This window comes from Cognatishimia sp. SS12 (assembly GCF_028369055.1).
GTDB lineage: Bacteria > Pseudomonadota > Alphaproteobacteria > Rhodobacterales > Rhodobacteraceae > Cognatishimia.
The window spans coordinates 91,202-109,486 of sequence record NZ_JAQNCZ010000002.1 but is presented as its reverse complement, the minus strand read 5'-3'; the positions used below and the strand labels follow the sequence as shown (position 1 = coordinate 109,486).

Below are 18,285 nucleotides of genomic sequence, written 5' to 3'. Positions count from 1 at the left end.
AACGGCGGGGGTTTTTTGTGCGGGGCTTATTCTTGTGGCACCGTGGCCTGCATTGAGGGGCGCTCGGAAAACGCTGCATACCACAAGGCCAAAGCAGTGTTGTCAGCCCGCCAATTGCGGTCTGAATGGCGAAAATCCAGATATCCCAGCGCAACGCCCACGGCGACGTGGCCCATCGTGAATTGCCCCTGCAGGTGGCTCATCCATTTGCTATTGAGCGTCGCCACCGAGGCCGTCACCTTGGACCATTGCGCCTCGATCCAGGCGTCGCTTTGCTGCGTGTCTGGCCGCAGACGTTTTTCATACACCATCAAAAGCGCGGCCTCGATGATGGCGCAGGCCGTGGCTTCCAGTGTCAGCACCTCCCAAAGATGTGCCTCGGGGTACAGGCCAGCCGCGGCCCGTGCGTCCAGATAGCGGCAGATCACGCGGCTGTCGTAGATCGCCGGACCGTCCGGGCGCAGCAGAACTGGGATCTTGCCAGCCGGGTTGGCCGCCTGAACGATCGGGTCAACCGCAAGGGGCGTTGTTGCCGGGCTGATGATCTCAACGGAGTCATACTGCCCCGTCTCGTGCAGCAAGACTTTGACCAAGCGGCCAAACGGTGAGGTGGCGGAGGATAGAAGCTTCATGACTATTCTCTATTTTTTACGTCACATGGGTCACTTTGGATGTTGCAAGCTGCCGGACGGATTGGCAAGGTGCGCGCGTTCTCAGGGCGGGGCGAAATTCCCCACCGGCGGTATGTGGCGCAGGCCATAAGCCCGCGAGCGGCGCGAAGTTCGCGTGTCAGCAGATCTGGTGAGAGGCCAGAGCCGACGGTTAAAGTCCGGATGAAAGAGAGCGACGGAAAGACGTGCAGGGCTCCTGCGCGGCTTTGTGTTCGTGATCGCCTTGGGTGACGTGTCAGTTGCTGAAGGAGAAATGAAATGACACACACCCGATTTGCTTTCATCAAGGCGCAATGGCATGCCGACATCGTTGACCGCGCGCTCGACGGGTTTTGCGAGACTATTCCAGCCGAACAGGTGGATGTCTTTGACGTGCCCGGCGCTTTTGAAATGCCGCTTTTGGCCAAACAACTCGCGGCATCGGGGCGCTATGGCGCGGTGGTCTGCGCGGCCTTTGTTGTCGATGGCGGCATCTATCGCCATGATTTTGTGGCGCAGGCCGTGGTTGATGGGCTTATGCGGGCCGGGCTCGACACCGGGGTGCCGGTCCTGTCGGTGTCCCTGACCCCGCATCAGTATCAAGAGACCGATCATCACAATCAGATCTATCGCGCGCATTTTGTCGAAAAAGGCCGCGAAGCGGCGCGTGCGGCCCTGATGGTGACGCAACCCAATGCGGTGGCGTCAGCCGCCGCCTAGGGGTTTAGGTTTCTGATAAAAAGAAAGTGGGCGGATCGCCCGCTTTCCACATCGGGTATTTCGACATGATACGCGCGAAGGCCTCAGATGTGACAAAGGCTTCGAGCCAGCGCGAAAGATTAGGCCAGGGCTGCGCGTCAAACCGTGGCTTGTCGATATTTGCGAACTGCCGCACAAACGGCAGGATCGCCATATCCGCAAGGCTCGGCGTATCGTTAAAAAGAAACGCGCCCGTCAACTGCGCGTCAAGCGCGTGCAGGAATTCATGCGCCTTGGCGCGCTCTGCCTCGGGGTCTTTGTCTGGATGGCGCACCGCGTATTTCGTGTGATCAAGCGCCTTTTTGAAGGGGCCGTCTGCCTTGGCAATCAGGTCATGTCCCGCCTCTGGCATGTCGAGCCATCCTTCGGGATCACATTGCCGCAAGGCCCATTTCATGATGTCGAGCGATTCATCAATCACCGCGTCCGGGGTTTGCAGGCAGGGCACCGTTGCGCTGGGGCTGGCGGCTAGAAATTCAGGTGCTTTGTCGCGCAGCAACACTTCGCGCAGCTCGACCTGCACACCAGAGGCCGCGATGGCCAGCCGGGCGCGCATCGCATAGGGGCAGCGCCGAAAGCTATAGAGGATCACGCTCATGCGGTCAGCTGCGCACCGCGAGTGCCGGTGATGGCAGCGGTCACGATGCTGCCTTCAACCTGCGGCAGGTCAAAGCGCACTTCGGTAAATTGTTCGGTCCGGCCCATATGCGGATTTTCCATCAGGATGCGATGGGTCTTGCCGATTTGCGATTTCAGATGGGCCGCCACCTGTGCATCGCCAGCGGCCCGCAGCGCTGCCGCGCGGGTTTTTATGGTGGCCCCGTTCACCTGATTGGGAATTTTCGCCGCCGGCGTGCCGGCGCGTTTGGAATAGGGAAAGACATGCAGCCATGTCAGGGTGCAGTCTGTCACCAGTTTCAACGAATTTTCAAAATGCGCGTCACTTTCAGTGGGAAAGCCCGCGATGATATCCGCGCCAAAGGTCATGTCGGGCCGTAGTTTCCGCGCCTCTTGGGTAAAGCGGATGGCATCTTCCCGCAGATGGCGGCGCGCCATACGCTTGAGAATCAGATCATCGCCATGTTGCAACGACAAATGCAGATGCGGCATCAGGCGCGGCTCTGTCGCGATGGCTTGCATCAGGTTTTCGTCCACCTCGATGGAATCGATTGAACTGATGCGCAGGCGCGGCAGGTCCGGCACCAATTTGAGAATGCGCATCACCAGATCGCCAAGCTTTGGCTGCGCAGGCAGATCCGCCCCCCAAGAGGTCAGATCTACGCCGGTCAGCACCACCTCGTTGAACCCTTTGTCGACCAGACGCTTGATCTGATCGACAACCACGCCAGCCGGGACAGAGCGAGAATTGCCGCGGCCATAAGGGATGATGCAAAAGGTGCAGCGATGGTCGCAGCCGTTTTGCACCTGCACATAGGCGCGGCTGCGGGTGCCAAACCCGTCGATCAGGTGCCCGGCGGTTTCGGTGACGGACATGATGTCATCCACCTGCACCTTTTCAGTGTCGCCGATGAAATCTCCGGCCATGCGCTGCCAGGTTTCCGGCTGCATTTTTTCGGTATTGCCGATGACGCGGTCCACCTCGGTCATCTGGGCAAATGTCTCGGGCTCTGTCTGGGCGGCGCAGCCCGTGACGATGATGGAGGCGGCGGGATTGTCGCGGCGCAGTTTGCGAATTTCCTGCCGCGCTTTGCGCACCGCTTCGGCAGTGACGGCGCAGGTGTTCACCACGATGGCGTTTGACAGACCGGCGGCCTGGCTCAGCTCTTTCATTGCCTCGGTTTCATAGGCATTCAGGCGGCAGCCGAGCGTGGTGAATTTTGGCGCATCTGTCACGACGCAGCCTCCAGAAAGTCGAGCGTGAATTCGCCCGAAAACACATGCATGGTTGCGCCGGTCATCCAGACGCCATCTTCGGCCCAATTGATATGAAGCGTGCCGCCATCCAGATCGATGCGCACCTTGCGCCCGGTCAGCCCGCGCCGCGCCGCGGCAACGGCGGTGGCGCAGCTGGAAGAGCCGGAGGCAAGCGTGGTGCCAACGCCACGTTCCCAGACCCGCATGCGCAGATGATTCTCGCCCCGCAGAGACGCAAATTGGACATTGGTCCGCTCCGGGAAAAGTGGATCGGTTTCGAATCGCGGCCCCAGAACCTCAAGGTCAACGGCCTCGGCGTCCTCGACAAAAAATGTGCAATGCGGATTGCCCATACCCGTCGCCGTCGGCCCGCCCTCAAGCGGCAGGTGCAGCGTGTCCATGTCGCGGGCAAGCGGGATGTCATCCCATGTCAGCTGCGGGTGCCCCATATTGACCGAGACCAGCCCATCGCCCGCCTCGCGCGCATAAAGCGTGCCGCGTTCCGTGGTGAGCGTCAGCTCGGATTTTCCGTTCTCATTCAACAGTTTGCGCGCGATGCAGCGGGTGGCGTTGCCGCAGGCCGCAGAGGTGCTGCCATCGCTGTTGTAAAACACAAGATGCGCGTCAGCCGCACCCGATTCGATGACGGCCAGCTGGTCAAAGCCGACGCCGCGGTGCCGATCGGCAATTGCCGTGACCAAAGCTGGGCTCAGCCCGTCAGGGTCATGGCGTGCGTCAATGACCACGAAATCATTGCCCAGACCGTGCATTTTCTCAAATTTAATAGTGCGTCGCGTTTCTGTCATAAACGCGCATATAACGGTGCTGATCCGCTATTTCCAGCCACGGCGAATTTTTGTGACTTTTTGGGTTGACCCTCTGCGCCGTTCTTCTTAGAAGCCCCCCACGCACAGCGATGTGGGCCGTTAGCTCAGTTGGTAGAGCAACTGACTTTTAATCAGTAGGTCGAAGGTTCGAACCCTTCACGGCTCACCACTTTGCAAAAAAGGCCTAGGCAGAAATGCCTAGGCCTTTTGCGTTTGCAAATACGGGTTCTTTTATTGTGGTGAGGCAGGGCAAGACGGCACCGCAGATCGGTGCCGCCCAGGTGATCCATGGTGTCAGGCTGCGCCCTGCGCCGCCTTAGGGCAGCGCCGTAATCGAAACAGGGACCTGCGAAAAGTCCAGCCCGTATTGATCCGCGCTGCCGTCTTTGACGACAAGGTTGACGCCATCCATGTTGACGCGATTGACGGGGATCGCGCCGGGGTCTGCCCCATTCAGGATTTGAATGGCAGAGCGGGCCGTGGCGATACCGCGTTCAAAATAATCCGGGCCCAAGGCAATGGCGGCACCCGCCTCGACATATCGCCCGACAGCACCGACAATAAAGATGTCCTTGGGAAGCGCCTCAAAGACGGCATCTGCATTGGCGATCAATGAGGATGCGGATGGCACGTATAGCAGATCAAGGCCCTCTAATTCTTGGTCCAGCCGGTCTTCCTGTTGGCTCAGGATGCCTTCTTCGGGGACGATGCGAATGGGCTTTATCGTTTTGCCCATACCCTCAAGCACGCGGGTTGCGGTGCGCATTTGCACCACGGTGTTCTCTTCGTTTGGGTCAAACAGAAAGCCGATGGTTTGGAAAGGCTTCACCTTGTTGATCAGGTCAAATGCCACGTCCAGCGGCACCACATGTGTTGTGCCTGTGACCCAACCGCCGGGTTGATCAAGCGAATTCACGATGCCGGCCGCCACCGGATCGCTGACAATATTGAACACATGCTTTGTCTGGCCGCCCCCGGCGGTGTGCAACACCTGTGAGGTCGTTGTGCCAAAGGTATAGACCACGTCTGCTTTGGTCAGCTGGTCCAGATTGTCGCGAATATAGCCGGCCAGCGCGGTACGGTCGCGGTTTGCATCAAAGCTCGTGATCGCGGCATCCACGCCGGCGTCACTTAACCCCTGACGAAAGCCCTGTTCCGCCGGCGTGTCACCACGCCAGGTCAGCATCACGACCTGCGCTTGTTCGGCGGCGGCCGGCAGGGCGCTGACGGCGATCGTTGAAACGAAACCCGCGACCAGGGCAATTGACGGGGCGAGGACGGTCATCATTTTTTTCATCGGGGTCCACCATTCGAAATAAACATGCGCCCAAAGCTAGGTCTGATATCTTTACAGTCGGTGAACATCTGCCGCGCGCTTACTAAGCGATTGTTAGGGTCTTGGCGCTAGCGTCGCGCTATGACCTGTTGTGCGCGCGATTGCAAAATTCGGAATACGGCCTGTGAAGATTGGGGTTTGATAGCGCGACTTCCGTCGTCTGTGTTGCCCTGCCAGGCCCAATATATCGCCCGCCGCACAGCCCGGGATGCCGCGCGGATATCGTGCCTTGAGCTGCTTGAGTATGATGATGCTTAGCGCGCGGCCCACGGGTAATGGGGCCAAGCCCCAGCGATCGCTGAGCAAGGCGCTGCTGCGCCGGACATTGGCGCTGGCGTTCTTGCTGGGGTTGTTGGCGTCTCTCATCACATTTGCGGGGGATCTGCAAAGGGAGAAGCTGGCGCTGGAAAGCCGGGTGCTAGATGTTCTGACCAGTGCGGTGCCCTCCGCGGCCTCTGCGGTCTATGACTATGATCAACAGGCGGCCGTGCAGGTTGTTCGCGGGCTGATGCTGCAAAACGCCGTGACGCACGTTCAGATCTTTAATGGCGGCCATGTCATGGTGGATGAGCAGCGCACAGTTGTGCCGACGCTGCCGCAGCTCGGTTTTATCGGTGCCGCGGACGTTGTCGCATTTGAACGGCCCCTGCACGCACCGGGGGATATCAACAGCGACCAGGACATTGGTCGCATGCTGATCACAATCGACAGATCCCTTGTTGCGCCCGAAGTGTTGGAACGACTGCTCAGCTTTGTGCTTGTCACCACGGGCAAGAATGTTGCCTTTGGGGTGCTGTTGTATTGGCTTGTGTTCAACGTGCTTGCACGCCAGATCGCGAGGTTGAACCAGGTGATGGCACAGTGGCGGCCCGGCGATGGCGGCCTGCACTTGCCGCTTGTGCGCGGCATTCTGCGCGCGACCGAAGTCGATGGGCTGCACCAGCGCTTTAGCGAACTGACCGCCCTGTCCAATTCTGCACTGAAGGTCCTGCAAGAGTCTCATGACAGTGTGCTGGTTGATAATAGCGAGCTTTCTCAAGCGGTCTCAGACCGCACTCAAAAACTCGAAGAGGCCAACGAGCGCCTGCAACATCTGGCGGATCATGACGGTCTGACCGGGCTGAAAAACCGCGCGTCGTTTGATCGTTATTTTGCCAAGGCTTATGAAAAGGCAGTGAAAACCAATGGGCCGCTTGAGGTTGTGTTGATCGATGTTGATCACTTTAAGGCCTATAATGATTTTTACGGTCATCAGGCTGGCGATAAGGCGCTGGCGACGCTCGCTGATATTTTGCGGTCCGTCGCCCAGAGGATGGGGTGTTTCCTGGCCCGCTATGGGGGCGAGGAGTTTGTTGGCATTGTCATGTCCGCTTCGGTGACGGCAAATGACGTCGCCCATGCGGTGCACCGTGCGCTTGAGGCAGCCAATATCGAACACCAGCATTCGACCGTTGCGCGGCGGATCACTGTTAGTATTGGCACCGCATCTTTCAGCGATTTCCGATCCGTTGCCCGACCTGATGTTCTGGTGTCGGCGGCGGATGACGCGCTTTATGAAGCGAAATTCTCTGGGCGCAATCGGACGGTCGCGTCGACGCCGGAAATTCGCGCAATTGCCGAGGAAAAACGCCTTTCGGTTCAGGCATTGCTGCATGCGGTCGAAGAGCGCGCATTTGAGCCTTATGTGCAGCCTCAGGTGGATGCACGCACCGGGGAGGTCGTCGGGGCCGAAGCCTTGGCGCGCTGGGTGCAGGACGACGGCAAGGTCGTTGCGCCGGGCGGGTTTATGGATATCGCGGAAAAAACCGGGCTGATCAAGAAGATCGACATGATCATTCTGGACAAAATACAGGCGTTTTTATTGGCCAATCCGGATGTCGTGCCAAAAATGTCGTTTAACGTGACCGGCGAAAACCTCAGAGATGTGGATTATGTGACCCGCGTTGTCGATATCGCTGGCGCGACAGGGGTAAACCTTGTTGTCGAGTTGCTGGAAACCGCCTTTCTCGATCAGCCCGACGATCTTGTGCTTTGGCACCTTGATACGCTGCGCGACGCGGGGGTTGAGATCCATATCGACGATTTTGGCACTGGGCGCAGCTCTATCATGGCGCTGATGGCGATCCGGCCCCAGCGGTTGAAAATTGCGCGCGAATTGGTCATGCCGCTGGGCCAACAGAAAGGCCAGCGCGAGCTGTGCAAAAACGTGATCGAAATTGCGAAACTGCTTGATATGGACGTGATCGCCGAGGGGGTTGAGACAACTGAAGCGGCGCAGATCATGGTCAAGATCGGCTGTCCGGTGCAACAAGGGTATGTGCACTATCGTCCCATCTCGCTTGACGCGCTTCTGGAGATGGGCGCGCAAAGCCAAGCCTCCTAGCGCGATGCTGATGCCGCTTGGCACCGTTGGTGACAGGGACCGGCTTGGTCAGGCGAGGGTCTGGCATCCAACAAATCGCGCAAGACGCCGAAGCTCGCTGTCGAGTTTGCTTTGACGCGCGGTGGACCAACGAACACCGGGTTCTGACCAGAAATTTACAACCGTCAGCGTGCTGGATTTGCGCTCTGCCTTAAGTTCGATACGCCCAACAAACCGATCACCTTCCAAAATCGGGTAAACGTAATAGCCCCACTTGCGTTTGGCGGCGGGGACGAACATTTCGTTGCGATATTCAAACCCAAAGAGCCGTTCAAGCCGCGCGCGGTCGCGCACGGCCGGATCAAAGGGGTTTAGAATGCGCAGGCGGGTGCTGGGCGGTGTCAGCGCATCAAGGCGCGCTTCGATATCATCGGCCGCAAAACTGCGGGTCAGGCTGCCATCGGCGCCTTCGATCATGACTTCGCGCGGAAGCGCCGTGCCAAGCCATCCCTTGATCTCTTTGGCGCTGGCCGCGTCCCAAAACCGCTGCACCTCACCCTGTGTGCCGAAACCGAGGCGCATGAGCGCCGCGCGACACAGCCAGTCCAGCTGCGCAGCATCAGTGAGCGGGCTGGTCCCTCTGTGATCGGGAAACACATTCTCAGGCAGATTGTAGAATTTTACAAAATCGCGGCGATGGCAGGTCGCCAGTTCGCCGACATACCACATGTAATCGAGCGCCTTTTTATGCGCTGGGCGTGCCCACATTTCCTTTGGGCGTTCTGTGGCCGAGTCAAATGCATGGGTCGACAGCGCGCCTTCGGCCGCGATACGGGCCTTGATGGCGGCACGCTCTTTGGGGCCGGACATGTTTTTGAACCAGCCATTATTTGCGAATTTCGCGCGAAATCGCTGAAATTGCCGCTGCCACATGGGCAGAAATTCCATCGGAATGACGCTGGCGTCATGGGTGAAATGTTCGAAAACGCGCCGTTCATCCGCCAAGAGCGGGTTTAGCATGTGCTCTCGATACGCCTGATTGCGGCTCCAGAGAATATGGTGGTGCGCGCGCGCGACAACCTGAATGGTGTCAAGCTGCACAAACCCTAAAGAATGGATAATGCCATAGACATCCAGCGGCCCGGTGGGCGCTTGCAAAAGCAGATTTGTGCTCAGCCACAGGCGGCGCGCCTGCTTATTGGAAATGACGGGTATGGTCTGCATCTGCCCTCACAATCTGGGGGCATGAAACCCGAGAAGGCCGGTCAGATCAATCCAAGCCGATGATGTGCTGTTCGCCGCGGGCGCGGGCGAGTTCCATCTGCTTTTGACGCTCGCGGAACCGGGTTTTGTCACGCTCAGAGGTTTCGTTGATACATTGATGACAGCTGACGCCGCTTTCAAATTCTGGGCGGTTCTGATCGTCGGGCATGATCGGTCGGCGACAAGCGTGGCACAGAAGGTGCGGACCTTCTTTCAGCCCGTGCCCGACAGAGACGCGCCCATCAAACACAAAGCATTCCCCTTCCCAGGTGCTCTCGTCCTGCGGCACTTCTTCGAGGTATTTCAGAATGCCGCCCTTGAGGTGATAGACGTCTTCAACGCCTTGCCCGAGCAGATAGTTTGTTGACTTTTCACAGCGAATGCCGCCGGTGCAGAACATCGCCACGCGCTTGTTGTGAAACCGCTCTTTGTTTTCTTCCCACCAGGCCGGAAAATCGCGGAAGGTTTCGGTTTCCGGGTCAACCGCACCTTTGAAGGTGCCGATGGCAACCTCATAGTCGTTGCGGGTATCAATAGTGACAACATCCGGCGATTGAATGAGGTCATTCCAATCTTTGGGGTCAATATAATGGCCCACATGCGCGGTCGGATCGACATTGGGTTGGCCCAGGGTCACAATCTCTTTTTTCAGCTTCACTTTCATGCGCGGGAAGGGCTTGGCGCTTGCCGTGCTTTCCTTCCATTCGAAATCCGCGCAGCCGGGCAGGGACTGAATATGCGCAATCACCGCGTCAATGCCTTTACGCGGCCCGGCGATGGTGCCGTTGATGCCCTCGTGTGCCAACAGCAGCGTGCCGGTGATATTCTCGGCCTGGCACAGCTCAAGAAGCGGGCCGCGCAGGGCAGGTGGGTTGTCGAACTGGGTGAAGTGATAGAGAGCGCATACGGTAAACATGGCCGCCAGATACGCCCAAATCGACTCTTGGGCAAGCGGCAGCGTTGACGCAGCCTGCAGGGCAACCTAGGCATGAAGTGTGAGAAGGAGCGCGCCATGTCTAACGCATTGATTGTCATTGATGTTCAGAATGATTTTTGTCCGGGCGGTGCCTTGGCCGTGACGGGGGGCGATGACATCATCGCTGGCATCAACGCGCTCATGCCGCAATTTGAGGCTGTGATTCTGACGCAGGACTGGCACCCTGACGGGCATCTGTCTTTTGCGTCCAGCCATGCCGGGCGTGCGCCATTTGAGATGACCGAGATGCCCTATGGGCCACAGGTGCTTTGGCCGGATCATTGCGTGCAAGGCACGCAGGGCGCGGCGTTTCACCAAGCGCTCGCCACCGATCCTGCGGATTTGATCGTGCGCAAAGGGTTCAATCCAGCGATTGACAGCTATTCTGCGTTTTTTGAGAATGATCACAAAACGCCTACCGGGCTTGAAGGGTATCTGCGCACCCGGGGTCTGACCGGCTTGACACTGGTGGGCCTCGCCACCGATTTTTGTGTGAACTATTCGGCGCAAGACGCGGCGCGCCTTGGGTTTGACGTGACCGTGCGGCAAGATCTGTGCCGCGCCATTGATATGGATGGCTCGCTTGACGCCGCGCGCGCAGCGATGCGCCAGGCCGGCGTCACGCTGGCCTAATGAGCGGTCAGTAAAGGACGCTCAGGGGCGAGGGGGATCTATGGTTGATATCGCAGCACGTGTTTGGAATCACAGATGGAAGATTGACCCGATTGTGCGGTCGCTTCTGGATACGGATTTTTACAAGCTTCTGATGTGTCAAAGCGTGTTTCGCAACAAGCCGGACACGCAGGTGCGCTTTTCGTTGATCAACCGGTCCAGCCATGTGCCCTTGGCGCAGCTGATTGACGAGGGTGAGCTGCGCGAGCAGCTTGATCATGTGCGGTCCTTGTCTCTGTCGCGCGGGGAAAGCACCTGGCTGCGCGGCAATACGTTTTACGGCAAGCGCCAGATGTTCCGCCCGGATTTCATGGAGTGGTTTGAGACCCTGCGCCTGCCAGCCTATCATCTTGAGCGCGTGGGCGATCAGTATGAGTTGACGTTTGAAGGCAGCTGGCCCGAGGTCATGCTGTGGGAAATACCGGCGCTGTCGGTTCTGATGGAACTGCGCAGCCGCGCCGTATTGAACGACATGGGCCGGTTTGAATTGCAGGTGCTCTACGCCCGCGCCATGACCAAACTTTGGGAAAAAATCGGCAAGCTGCGCAGCCTGGATGGGTTGCGGATTGCGGATTTCGGCACCCGGCGGCGGCATTCCTTTCTGTGGCAGGACTGGGCGGTGCAGGCGATGCTAGAGGGGCTGGGCGACAAGTTCATCGGCACGTCAAATTGTTTGATTGCCAAGAACCGTGATCTGGAGGCGATTGGTACCAACGCGCATGAATTGCCGATGGTTTATGCCGCATTGGCACCTGACGACGATGCGCTGGCGCAGGCCCCCTATCAGGTGTTGGCCGATTGGCATGAGGAACACGATGGCAACCTGCGGATCATTCTGCCCGACACCTATGGCACCGCAGGCTTTCTAGAGCGCGCGCCCGATTGGCTGGCGGGCTGGACGGGGATTCGTATAGATTCCGGCGATCCGGCCGAGGGCGCAGAGCGCGCGATTGCCTGGTGGCGCGCCCGCGGCGAAGATCCGGCGCGCAAGCTGGTGATTTTTTCCGACGGTCTGGATGTCGATAAGATATGCGAGTTGCAAGGCCAGTTCGCCGGGCGCGTTCAGCCCTCCTTCGGGTGGGGCACCTTGCTGACCAATGATTTTCGGGGTCTCACGCCCGGTGATCAACTCGCGCCGTTTTCCTTGGTGTGCAAGGCGGTCAGCGCCAATGGCAAGCCAACGGTGAAACTGTCGGACAACCCGAACAAAGCGATGGGGCCAAGCGACGAGATTGCGCGCTATCGCCGTGTGTTTGACGCCAAGGCGCAGCCGGCACAGGAGGTCATTGTTTAGACCTTCCCTCAGCCGCCCATGACAATCAGGCTCGGCTCGGATTTTTCCGCAGCTTGGAAACCCGCTTTGTCTTTCCAGCCCTTCCACCCGCAGCGGATCAGCGATTGCGCAACCGCGCCGGACAATGTGCTGCCGGGCCCCAGGATGATGAACACATCTGGGCAGAATTCCTGCGCGGCCATGCGGATGGCGGCGGCAAAGTCATAAGGTTCGGTCACTTGGTGGCCGAGCGTGTATTCATAAAGCGCGGCAAGATCCGCGCTGCCAGAATGCCAAAGCCCACCACGCCCATCGATCAGCGGCAGATCCGGTTGCGAAAACAGAGACTGTTTCAGCTGAATTTGGCCTTTTTTGGCAACGGGCACCTGCAAGGCACTGTGAAAAGCCCCATGGTTGGGCAGGCGCATTGGAAAGCGTTGGTCGCGTTTTGGAGCCGCGCTTTCAAAGGCGGCAAGCCCCGCTTCGTCCCCGGCCAAGACCAATAACCCGCCAAGGTCGATCGACAGGCGCAGGGTATGATCCTTGCGCTCGTCGATGTCGTCCGCCAGCTGCATCACGGTCGCGCGCTCTGCCGCCCCGCCCCGCCAATTGGCATCGCTGTAGGGGTAGATCAGCTGCCCGCCAATCATCGCGTCCTGCATCAGCGCGCCCATGGTGTTCACGACGTCAAAACCACCGGTCGGCGACAGCGCCCCGGCACAGCTCAGCGCGATATACCAGCCCATGGAATTGCCCGTGACACCGATGATGTCAAAGCGGTCGCGATCAATCGACAGAAAATCCGCATAGGCGCAGGCATAGATCAGCGCGCTGGCATTGTCGCCGCGGGTATGCACGGCGGCGTCAAACCGGTCGGCGCGATCCAAGGCGCTGAGCGTGGGCTGCCCGAGTGCGCGGCGCTTGTCATTAAAGGTTGCGATCAGACCCGCCTGTGCTCCATGGCGGCGTAGATAGCCCAGCTCTGCTTTATTGTAGGTGCCGCGCCCGGGCGCGATGACGATGGCGGTCTGTTTCATAGGCGTCCCCAAAGCGCGCGGGCGGCGTCTGCAATGCTGTCAGCTGAGGGCATGGTCGCGGCAAAGGCCGGGCCCGTGGCAATAAAGCTGTCGGCGGCCGCGTGCCGTGCCAGGGGCCATCGTCCTTTTTCCTGCAGCAATGTCATCACCCCTTCGGAAACGTTGCCCGAGCGGCGGCATTCATCCACGATCAGCACGTTTTGCGCGCCTTCCAGCGCTGCGATCAGGCTCTCTTCCGGCAGGGGGGCCAGCCAGCGCAGGTCAATCACCCGTGTGTCGATACCTTCAGCAGCGAGCGCATTCTGCGCCTTTGTGCTCAGGTATCGGCCATTGCCATAGGTCACGATGGCCAGGGGGCCGTCGCCGGTCACACCGACCTGCCCAAAAGGAATGCGCAGGTCCGGTGCCGGATAGGGGGCCATCCAGCCGCCGTCTTTGTCGGTGTGCAAATCGCGCATCGGGTACAGCGCGATCGGCTCTACAAACACGACAACGCGCTGTTCTTCTTGCGCCAGACGCAGGCATTCACGCAACATTTTGGCTGCGTCATCGCCCCGCGACGGGCAGGCCAGAATGATGCCAGGGATATCGCGCAGCACGGCCAGCGAATTGTCGTTGTGAAAGTGCCCCCCAAAGCCCTTTTGATAGCCCAGACCCGCGATCCGCAGCACCATCGGGTTGGTGAATTGACCGTCCGAGAAAAAGGACAATGTCGCCGCCTCGCCGCGCAATTGGTCTTCGGCGTTGTGCAGATAGGCTAGGAACTGGATTTCCGGGATCGGAAGAACGCCATTGTGGGCCATGCCAATCGCCAGACCCAGAATGGATTGTTCGTCCAGCAGCGTGTCGATCACACGATCTGCGCCAAACCGGTCGGCCAGCTTTTGTGTGACGCCATAGACGCCGCCTTTGCGCCCCACATCTTCGCCCATCATCACGATGTTTGGATGCGTCAGCATCAGATCGGTCAGGGCCCAGTTGATCAGGCGCGACATCGGTTGCGGCGTGCTGAGCATCTTGGCATCCGCGCCAAAGGCCTTCATCCGGGCCTCTGGGCTGGGGCCATTGGAGCTGGCTGCGGGCCGCGCGGGCGGGATCAGGCTTTGCATGACCTGGTCTGCGGTTCGCAGGCGGGGGCGTTTGCAGACTTCGCGTGCCACCCGCGTGCATTGCGCCTCGGTGTCTGTGTAGATGGAGAGTAGGTCGGCGGCATCCGCCACCCCCGCCGCGATCAGCAAGCGCGCAGAATGCAGCAGCGGATCATCCGCTTCCCAGTCTTCAAAGACATCACGCGGCAGATAGGCCTGCTGCACATCAGATCCAGCGTGCCCGTAGAGCCGCACGGTGCGCAGGTGCAAAAACACCGGTTTGCGGCTTCGGCGCACATGGTTAACGGCCTTCGCAGCCACCTCATATGTCTCGAAGAGATCCAGCCCATCGGCGGCCATGTATCTCAGCCCGGGCTTGTGTTGGAAATTCGCGGCGATCCAGCCGCGCGGTGTGCGTGTCGAGATGCCAATCCCGTTGTCCTCGCAGACAAACAGCAATGGCATGGGCACTGACTGATAGGCCGCCCAGCTTGCGGCGTTGATGGCCCCCAATGCGGTGGAATGATTGGCAGAGGCATCGCCAAACGAGCAGCAAATTAGGCTGTCATCGGCGAGGGGCGTGTCTGCCAGCGCCAGGCGTTTGGTCAGCCCGATGGAATAGGCCGCGCCGACGGCTTTGGGCAGGTGACTGGCGATGGTTGAGGTTTGCGGCGGAATATTCAGCGCCTTGGAGCCGAGCACCTTGTGTCGCCCACCCGAAATTGGGTCCTCGCGGGCGGTGGCAAAAGACAGCAGCATGTCCCAAGTCGGGCTGACACCGGGTACTTGATAGGACCGCATGGTCTGAAACGCGCCGTCCCGATAATGCAAAAACGCCATGTCATCGGGGCGCAATGCGGCGGCCAGGGCGGCCATGCCTTCGTGACCCGAGGAGCCGATGGTATAAAACCCTTGTCCCTCGGCCTGCATTTTTCGCGCGCGCCGATCCAGATTGCGGCTAAGACATTGTGCGCGAAAGATCGCCAGCGCCTGGGGGGCTGAAAGCGACCCGCTGGGGGGCTCCCCTTCTGGAAAATCGCCCGCCAACAGCCGCCGGCGAAAAGCCTGATCTACGACATCCGCGCGATCCATCGGTCAGACAAAGGCCTGTAGGTCAGTCTGGGCTCGCCCCAAGATCAGGGCGTGCACGTCATGCGTGCCCTCATAGGTGTTGACCGTTTCCAGATTGAGCATGTGGCGGATCACGTGGAACTCCAGCGAGATGCCGTTGCCCCCGTGCATGTCACGCGCCGCGCGGGCGACATCAAGCGCCTTGCCGCAGTTGTTGCGCTTGATCAGCGAGATCATTTCCGGCGCCGCCTGCGCGGCATCCATCAGGCGTCCCACTTGCAAAGCCGCCTGCAGCCCAAGGGCAATTTCGGTCTGCATATTGGCAAGCTTCAGTTGAAACAGCTGCGTCGCGGCCAGCGGTTTGCCAAATTGCCTGCGATCCAGCCCATATTGCCGCGCCGCCTGCCAGCAGAATTCGGCGGCCCCCATCGCGCCCCAGGCAATGCCATAGCGCGCGCGGTTGAGGCAGCCAAACGGCCCCTTAAGGCCCGCGACTTCGGGCAACAGCGCGGTGTCTGGCACCTCGACATTATCCATAACGATTTCGCCGGTGATCGAAGCGCGCAGACTGGCCTTGTTGCGGATTTTCGGGGCGGAGAGGCCGGGGGTGCCCTTGTCGATGACAAAGCCTTTGATCTTGCCGCCATGGGCATCTGATTTGGCCCAAACGACAAAGACATCGGCAATCGGCGCGTTGGATATCCACATCTTTTGCCCGTTCAGCACATATCCTGCGTCGGTCTTGCGGGCGGTGGTTTTCATGCTGCCGGGGTCAGATCCGGCATCCGGTTCTGTCAGGCCAAAACAGCCGATCCATTCGCCGCTGGCCAATTTGGGTAGGTATTTCACGCGCTGCTCTTCGGTCCCATAGGCATAGATCGGATACATCACCAGCGAACTTTGCACCGACATCATCGAGCGATAGCCGGAATCCACCCGTTCAATTTCCCGCGCGACAAGGCCATAGGCCACATAGCTTGTGCCCAGCCCGCCATAGGTTTCGGGGATGGTTGTGCCCAATAGGCCCATTTCGCCCATGCTGCGAAAAATCTCTGGGTCGGTCCGCTCCTCTTCAAAGGCCTGCGTGATCCCAGGCAGCAATTTGTCTTGCGCATAGCTGCGCGCCGCATCGCGCAACAAGCGTTCATCTTCGGTCAGTTGCTGCTCCAGCAGCAGCGGGTCCTGCCAATCAAATCGATTGAGGTCGGGGGCATCTTTCGGGGTGAGGCGCATGGCGGGTCCTTGGTGTCGACTGGGGACAAAATATTCGTTTTGTCATAATCTAACGGGGTGATTGCCAGAAAAATAGCGATATACTGGCATAAGTTATTTCCAAAATGGAATGGTTTGTGCTGACACGACGCTCCCTCCCTCCGGTTTCCTGGCTGATGGCATTTGATGCAGTGGCGCGCAGCGGATCGGTGACTTTGGCCGCACAGGAACTAGACCTCACACAGGGTGCCGTCAGTCGGCAGATCAAAAAGCTGGAAGCTTTCTTGGAATATCCGCTGTTCACCCGCGAAAAAATGCGGCTGTCTTTGACGCCAGTTGGGGCAACCTATGCCAATGCCGTGCACGAGGGGTTGGCGCGCATTGCCACTGCGACGACCGATCTGCGTGGAAACCCGCATGGCGGTGTCTTGAATTTGGCCATCCTGCCCGCCTTTGGCGCGCATTGGCTGGCACCGCGCCTATCGGGGTTTCTGGGCGCGCATAAGGGCGTGACGCTCAACCTGTCGACACGCCTGGCCCCATTTGATTTCGGTCGCACCAATTTTCATGCCGCCATTCATTTTGGCCGTGACGATTGGGCGGGGGCACATTCTGTTAAGTTGATGGAAGAAGAACTGGCACCAGTGATGTCTGAACATTTGGCGCGCGGACGCAAGGTGACGGTGGACATGATCCCGGGGCTGCCGCTGTTGCATTTGGATACGCGACCAAAGGCGTGGCAGCGGTGGTGCGCGCAGAATGGCATCGAGGCACCGCCGCGCGCCGGAATGGTGTTTGATCAATTCGCCACAATGCTGCAGGCCGCTGCCGGCGGGCTAGGGGTCGCGCTGGTGCCGCGGTTCCTGCTGGAGGATCCGGCGCAACGCCGCGGGCTGGTGGTGCTGGATCAGGCGCGACAAATCAGCAATGGGGCTTATTATCTGGTGTGGCCAGAGACCAAAGTGCTTTACCCGCCGCTCGCCGCCTTCCGGACCTGGGTTCAGGCACAGATTTCGCAACTTTAATTTAACTGTTGCATTAAATAACAATCTAGTTAATAAAGGGACTCATGAAAGATCTGAGAACAGTTTTTGCCGCCCTTTCAGATGAGACGCGCTTTGAGATTGTTGAGCGTCTGATGGCAGAGGGGGAATTGCCCGCTGGCGATCTGGTGCCCGCATCGGGAATCAGCGGACCTGCCATTTCGCGGCATTTGAAAGTGCTGCGCGAGGCGGGTGTTTTGGATCAGCGTGCCGTTGGCACCAAGAGGTTTTACAAGGTGCGCCCGGATGCGTTGCGCGGCATTGCCCAATGGACAATGGACCACCGCAGCTTTTGGGAGGCCGGTTTTGACAGGATGGCTGCTGCCTTAGCGGCGGAGGAGGGGCTATGACAGATATTCGGCTTGAGCGGGAGTTTGCAGTCAGCCAAGAGCGGCTGTTTGACTTCGTGACCAAACGGCACAATGTGCTTGAATGGTTCGGATACGAAGGGATGACCTTTCCCGCGGATGACATGGACTTTTCGCGCACTGGTCCCTGGTTCGTCGATATGCGCACCAAAGATGGCAACCCGCTGAAACTTTCCGGCCATGTCACCCATGTGAAACCGCCGGATTCCGTGGGTTTCACATGGGCGTGGCATGATCCTGAGGGCAAGCGCGGTGCCGAAAGTCATGTTACAATGACGGTGGTGGAAACCGCCAATGGTGCCAAGCTGATCGTCGATCACCGTGATTTGGCGGATGGCGACATCGGTGCCAACCACGAGGCCGGATGGACCTACGCGCTGCGCACGATGGAGCGCATCTTGCAGGGATAAGAGCTGGCGCTTGCCAGATGTGAACGACCGGATGCAGCCCGCTGTGTCTGACCCAAACGGGCT

17 protein-coding genes, 1 tRNA gene and 1 riboswitch are annotated in these 18,285 nt (G+C 59.2%); of the genes, 8 read left to right on the top strand and 10 right to left on the bottom strand.

Annotation, left to right across the window (positions count from 1 at the left end; translation table 11 throughout):
• Positions 1 to 26: 26 nt before the first annotated feature.
• Positions 27 to 632: a glutathione S-transferase gene (locus N6L24_RS05110; protein ID WP_271843584.1), complete on the bottom strand. Its 606-nt coding sequence runs from the start codon at positions 630 to 632 to the stop codon at positions 27 to 29.
• 73 nt (positions 633 to 705) lie between these two features.
• A riboswitch (FMN riboswitch) is annotated at positions 706 to 849 on the top strand.
• Positions 850 to 929: 80 nt separating this feature from the next.
• Here N6L24_RS05110 and N6L24_RS05105 point away from each other — a divergent pair.
• Positions 930 to 1,370, top strand: a complete 441-nt coding sequence (locus N6L24_RS05105) for a 6,7-dimethyl-8-ribityllumazine synthase (protein ID WP_271843583.1) — start codon at positions 930 to 932, stop codon at positions 1,368 to 1,370.
• A 4-nt stretch (positions 1,371 to 1,374) separates the two neighbouring features.
• Here the strand turns inward: N6L24_RS05105 and N6L24_RS05100 are convergent, their stop codons facing one another.
• The 3 genes from N6L24_RS05100 to dapF are packed head-to-tail and all read right to left on the bottom strand — an operon-like array spanning position 1,375 to position 4,090.
• Positions 1,375 to 2,007 carry a glutathione S-transferase gene (locus N6L24_RS05100; protein WP_271843582.1) on the bottom strand — a complete coding sequence of 211 codons (633 nt, stop codon included), beginning with the start codon at positions 2,005 to 2,007 and terminating at the stop codon, positions 1,375 to 1,377.
• Positions 2,004 to 3,263, bottom strand: a complete 1,260-nt coding sequence (gene mtaB / locus N6L24_RS05095) for a tRNA (N(6)-L-threonylcarbamoyladenosine(37)-C(2))-methylthiotransferase MtaB (protein ID WP_271843581.1) — start codon at positions 3,261 to 3,263, stop codon at positions 2,004 to 2,006. Before mtaB ends, N6L24_RS05100 begins: the two co-directional genes overlap by 4 nt.
• Positions 3,260 to 4,090: a diaminopimelate epimerase gene (gene dapF, locus N6L24_RS05090; RefSeq protein ID WP_271843580.1), complete on the bottom strand. Its 831-nt coding sequence runs from the start codon at positions 4,088 to 4,090 to the stop codon at positions 3,260 to 3,262. The genes mtaB and dapF overlap by 4 nt, the downstream gene beginning before the upstream one ends.
• 114 nt (positions 4,091 to 4,204) lie before the next feature.
• Between dapF and N6L24_RS05085 the strand changes: the two genes are divergently transcribed.
• Positions 4,205 to 4,280 (top strand) — tRNA-Lys (locus N6L24_RS05085).
• 147 nt (positions 4,281 to 4,427) lie between these two features.
• Here the strand turns inward: N6L24_RS05085 and N6L24_RS05080 are convergent.
• Positions 4,428 to 5,408 (bottom strand): ABC transporter substrate-binding protein, encoded by a 981-nt coding sequence (locus N6L24_RS05080; protein ID WP_271843579.1) that lies wholly within the window; start codon positions 5,406 to 5,408, stop codon positions 4,428 to 4,430.
• Positions 5,409 to 5,691: 283 nt separating this feature from the next.
• Between N6L24_RS05080 and N6L24_RS05075 the strand changes: the two genes are divergently transcribed.
• A complete protein-coding gene (locus N6L24_RS05075) occupies positions 5,692 to 7,830 on the top strand; it encodes a putative bifunctional diguanylate cyclase/phosphodiesterase (protein ID WP_271843578.1) in 2,139 nt (712 codons plus the stop codon).
• 48 nt (positions 7,831 to 7,878) lie between these two features.
• On the opposite strand, the gene N6L24_RS05070 is transcribed toward N6L24_RS05075, so the two are convergent.
• Together N6L24_RS05070 and trhO are read right to left on the bottom strand one after the other, a co-directional pair.
• On the bottom strand, positions 7,879 to 9,033 hold the full coding sequence (locus N6L24_RS05070) for a winged helix-turn-helix domain-containing protein (RefSeq protein ID WP_271843577.1): 1,155 nt from the start codon (positions 9,031 to 9,033) through the stop codon (positions 7,879 to 7,881).
• A gap of 46 nt (positions 9,034 to 9,079) precedes the next feature.
• On the bottom strand, positions 9,080 to 9,988 hold the full coding sequence (gene trhO, locus N6L24_RS05065) for an oxygen-dependent tRNA uridine(34) hydroxylase TrhO (RefSeq protein WP_271843576.1): 909 nt from the start codon (positions 9,986 to 9,988) through the stop codon (positions 9,080 to 9,082).
• Positions 9,989 to 10,084: 96 nt separating this feature from the next.
• Between trhO and pncA the strand changes: the two genes are divergently transcribed.
• Both pncA and pncB read left to right on the top strand, forming a co-directional pair.
• A complete protein-coding gene (gene pncA, locus N6L24_RS05060) occupies positions 10,085 to 10,681 on the top strand; it encodes a bifunctional nicotinamidase/pyrazinamidase (protein ID WP_271843575.1) in 597 nt (198 codons plus the stop codon).
• A 40-nt stretch (positions 10,682 to 10,721) separates the two neighbouring features.
• The gene (pncB, locus tag N6L24_RS05055) at positions 10,722 to 12,014 is read left to right on the top strand and encodes a nicotinate phosphoribosyltransferase (RefSeq protein WP_271843574.1); all 1,293 of its coding nucleotides are present in this window, start codon (positions 10,722 to 10,724) and stop codon (positions 12,012 to 12,014) included.
• Between the two features lie 8 nt (positions 12,015 to 12,022).
• Here pncB and N6L24_RS05050 read toward each other — a convergent pair whose 3' ends face one another.
• The 3 genes from N6L24_RS05050 to N6L24_RS05040 are packed head-to-tail and all read right to left on the bottom strand — an operon-like array spanning position 12,023 to position 16,422.
• The gene (locus tag N6L24_RS05050; protein ID WP_271843573.1) at positions 12,023 to 13,030 is read right to left on the bottom strand and encodes an ACP S-malonyltransferase; all 1,008 of its coding nucleotides are present in this window, start codon (positions 13,028 to 13,030) and stop codon (positions 12,023 to 12,025) included.
• Positions 13,027 to 15,210 carry a dehydrogenase E1 component subunit alpha/beta gene (locus tag N6L24_RS05045; protein WP_271843572.1) on the bottom strand — a complete coding sequence of 728 codons (2,184 nt, stop codon included), beginning with the start codon at positions 15,208 to 15,210 and terminating at the stop codon, positions 13,027 to 13,029. Before N6L24_RS05045 ends, N6L24_RS05050 begins: the two co-directional genes overlap by 4 nt.
• 3 nt (positions 15,211 to 15,213) lie before the next feature.
• Positions 15,214 to 16,422, bottom strand: a complete 1,209-nt coding sequence (locus tag N6L24_RS05040) for an acyl-CoA dehydrogenase (RefSeq protein ID WP_271843571.1) — start codon at positions 16,420 to 16,422, stop codon at positions 15,214 to 15,216.
• Between the two features lie 155 nt (positions 16,423 to 16,577).
• Between N6L24_RS05040 and N6L24_RS05035 the strand changes: the two genes are divergently transcribed.
• Genes N6L24_RS05035 through N6L24_RS05025 form a run of 3 tightly spaced genes read left to right on the top strand, consistent with a single transcriptional unit; the run spans position 16,578 to position 18,222 of the window.
• A complete protein-coding gene (locus N6L24_RS05035; protein WP_271843570.1) occupies positions 16,578 to 17,426 on the top strand; it encodes a LysR family transcriptional regulator in 849 nt (282 codons plus the stop codon).
• Positions 17,427 to 17,470: 44 nt separating this feature from the next.
• Positions 17,471 to 17,794, top strand: coding sequence for an ArsR/SmtB family transcription factor (locus N6L24_RS05030; protein ID WP_271843569.1), 324 nt, complete (start codon positions 17,471 to 17,473; stop codon positions 17,792 to 17,794).
• Positions 17,791 to 18,222, top strand: a complete 432-nt coding sequence (locus N6L24_RS05025; RefSeq protein WP_271843568.1) for an SRPBCC family protein — start codon at positions 17,791 to 17,793, stop codon at positions 18,220 to 18,222. Before N6L24_RS05030 ends, N6L24_RS05025 begins: the two co-directional genes overlap by 4 nt.
• The last annotated feature ends 63 nt before the right edge of the window (positions 18,223 to 18,285 follow it).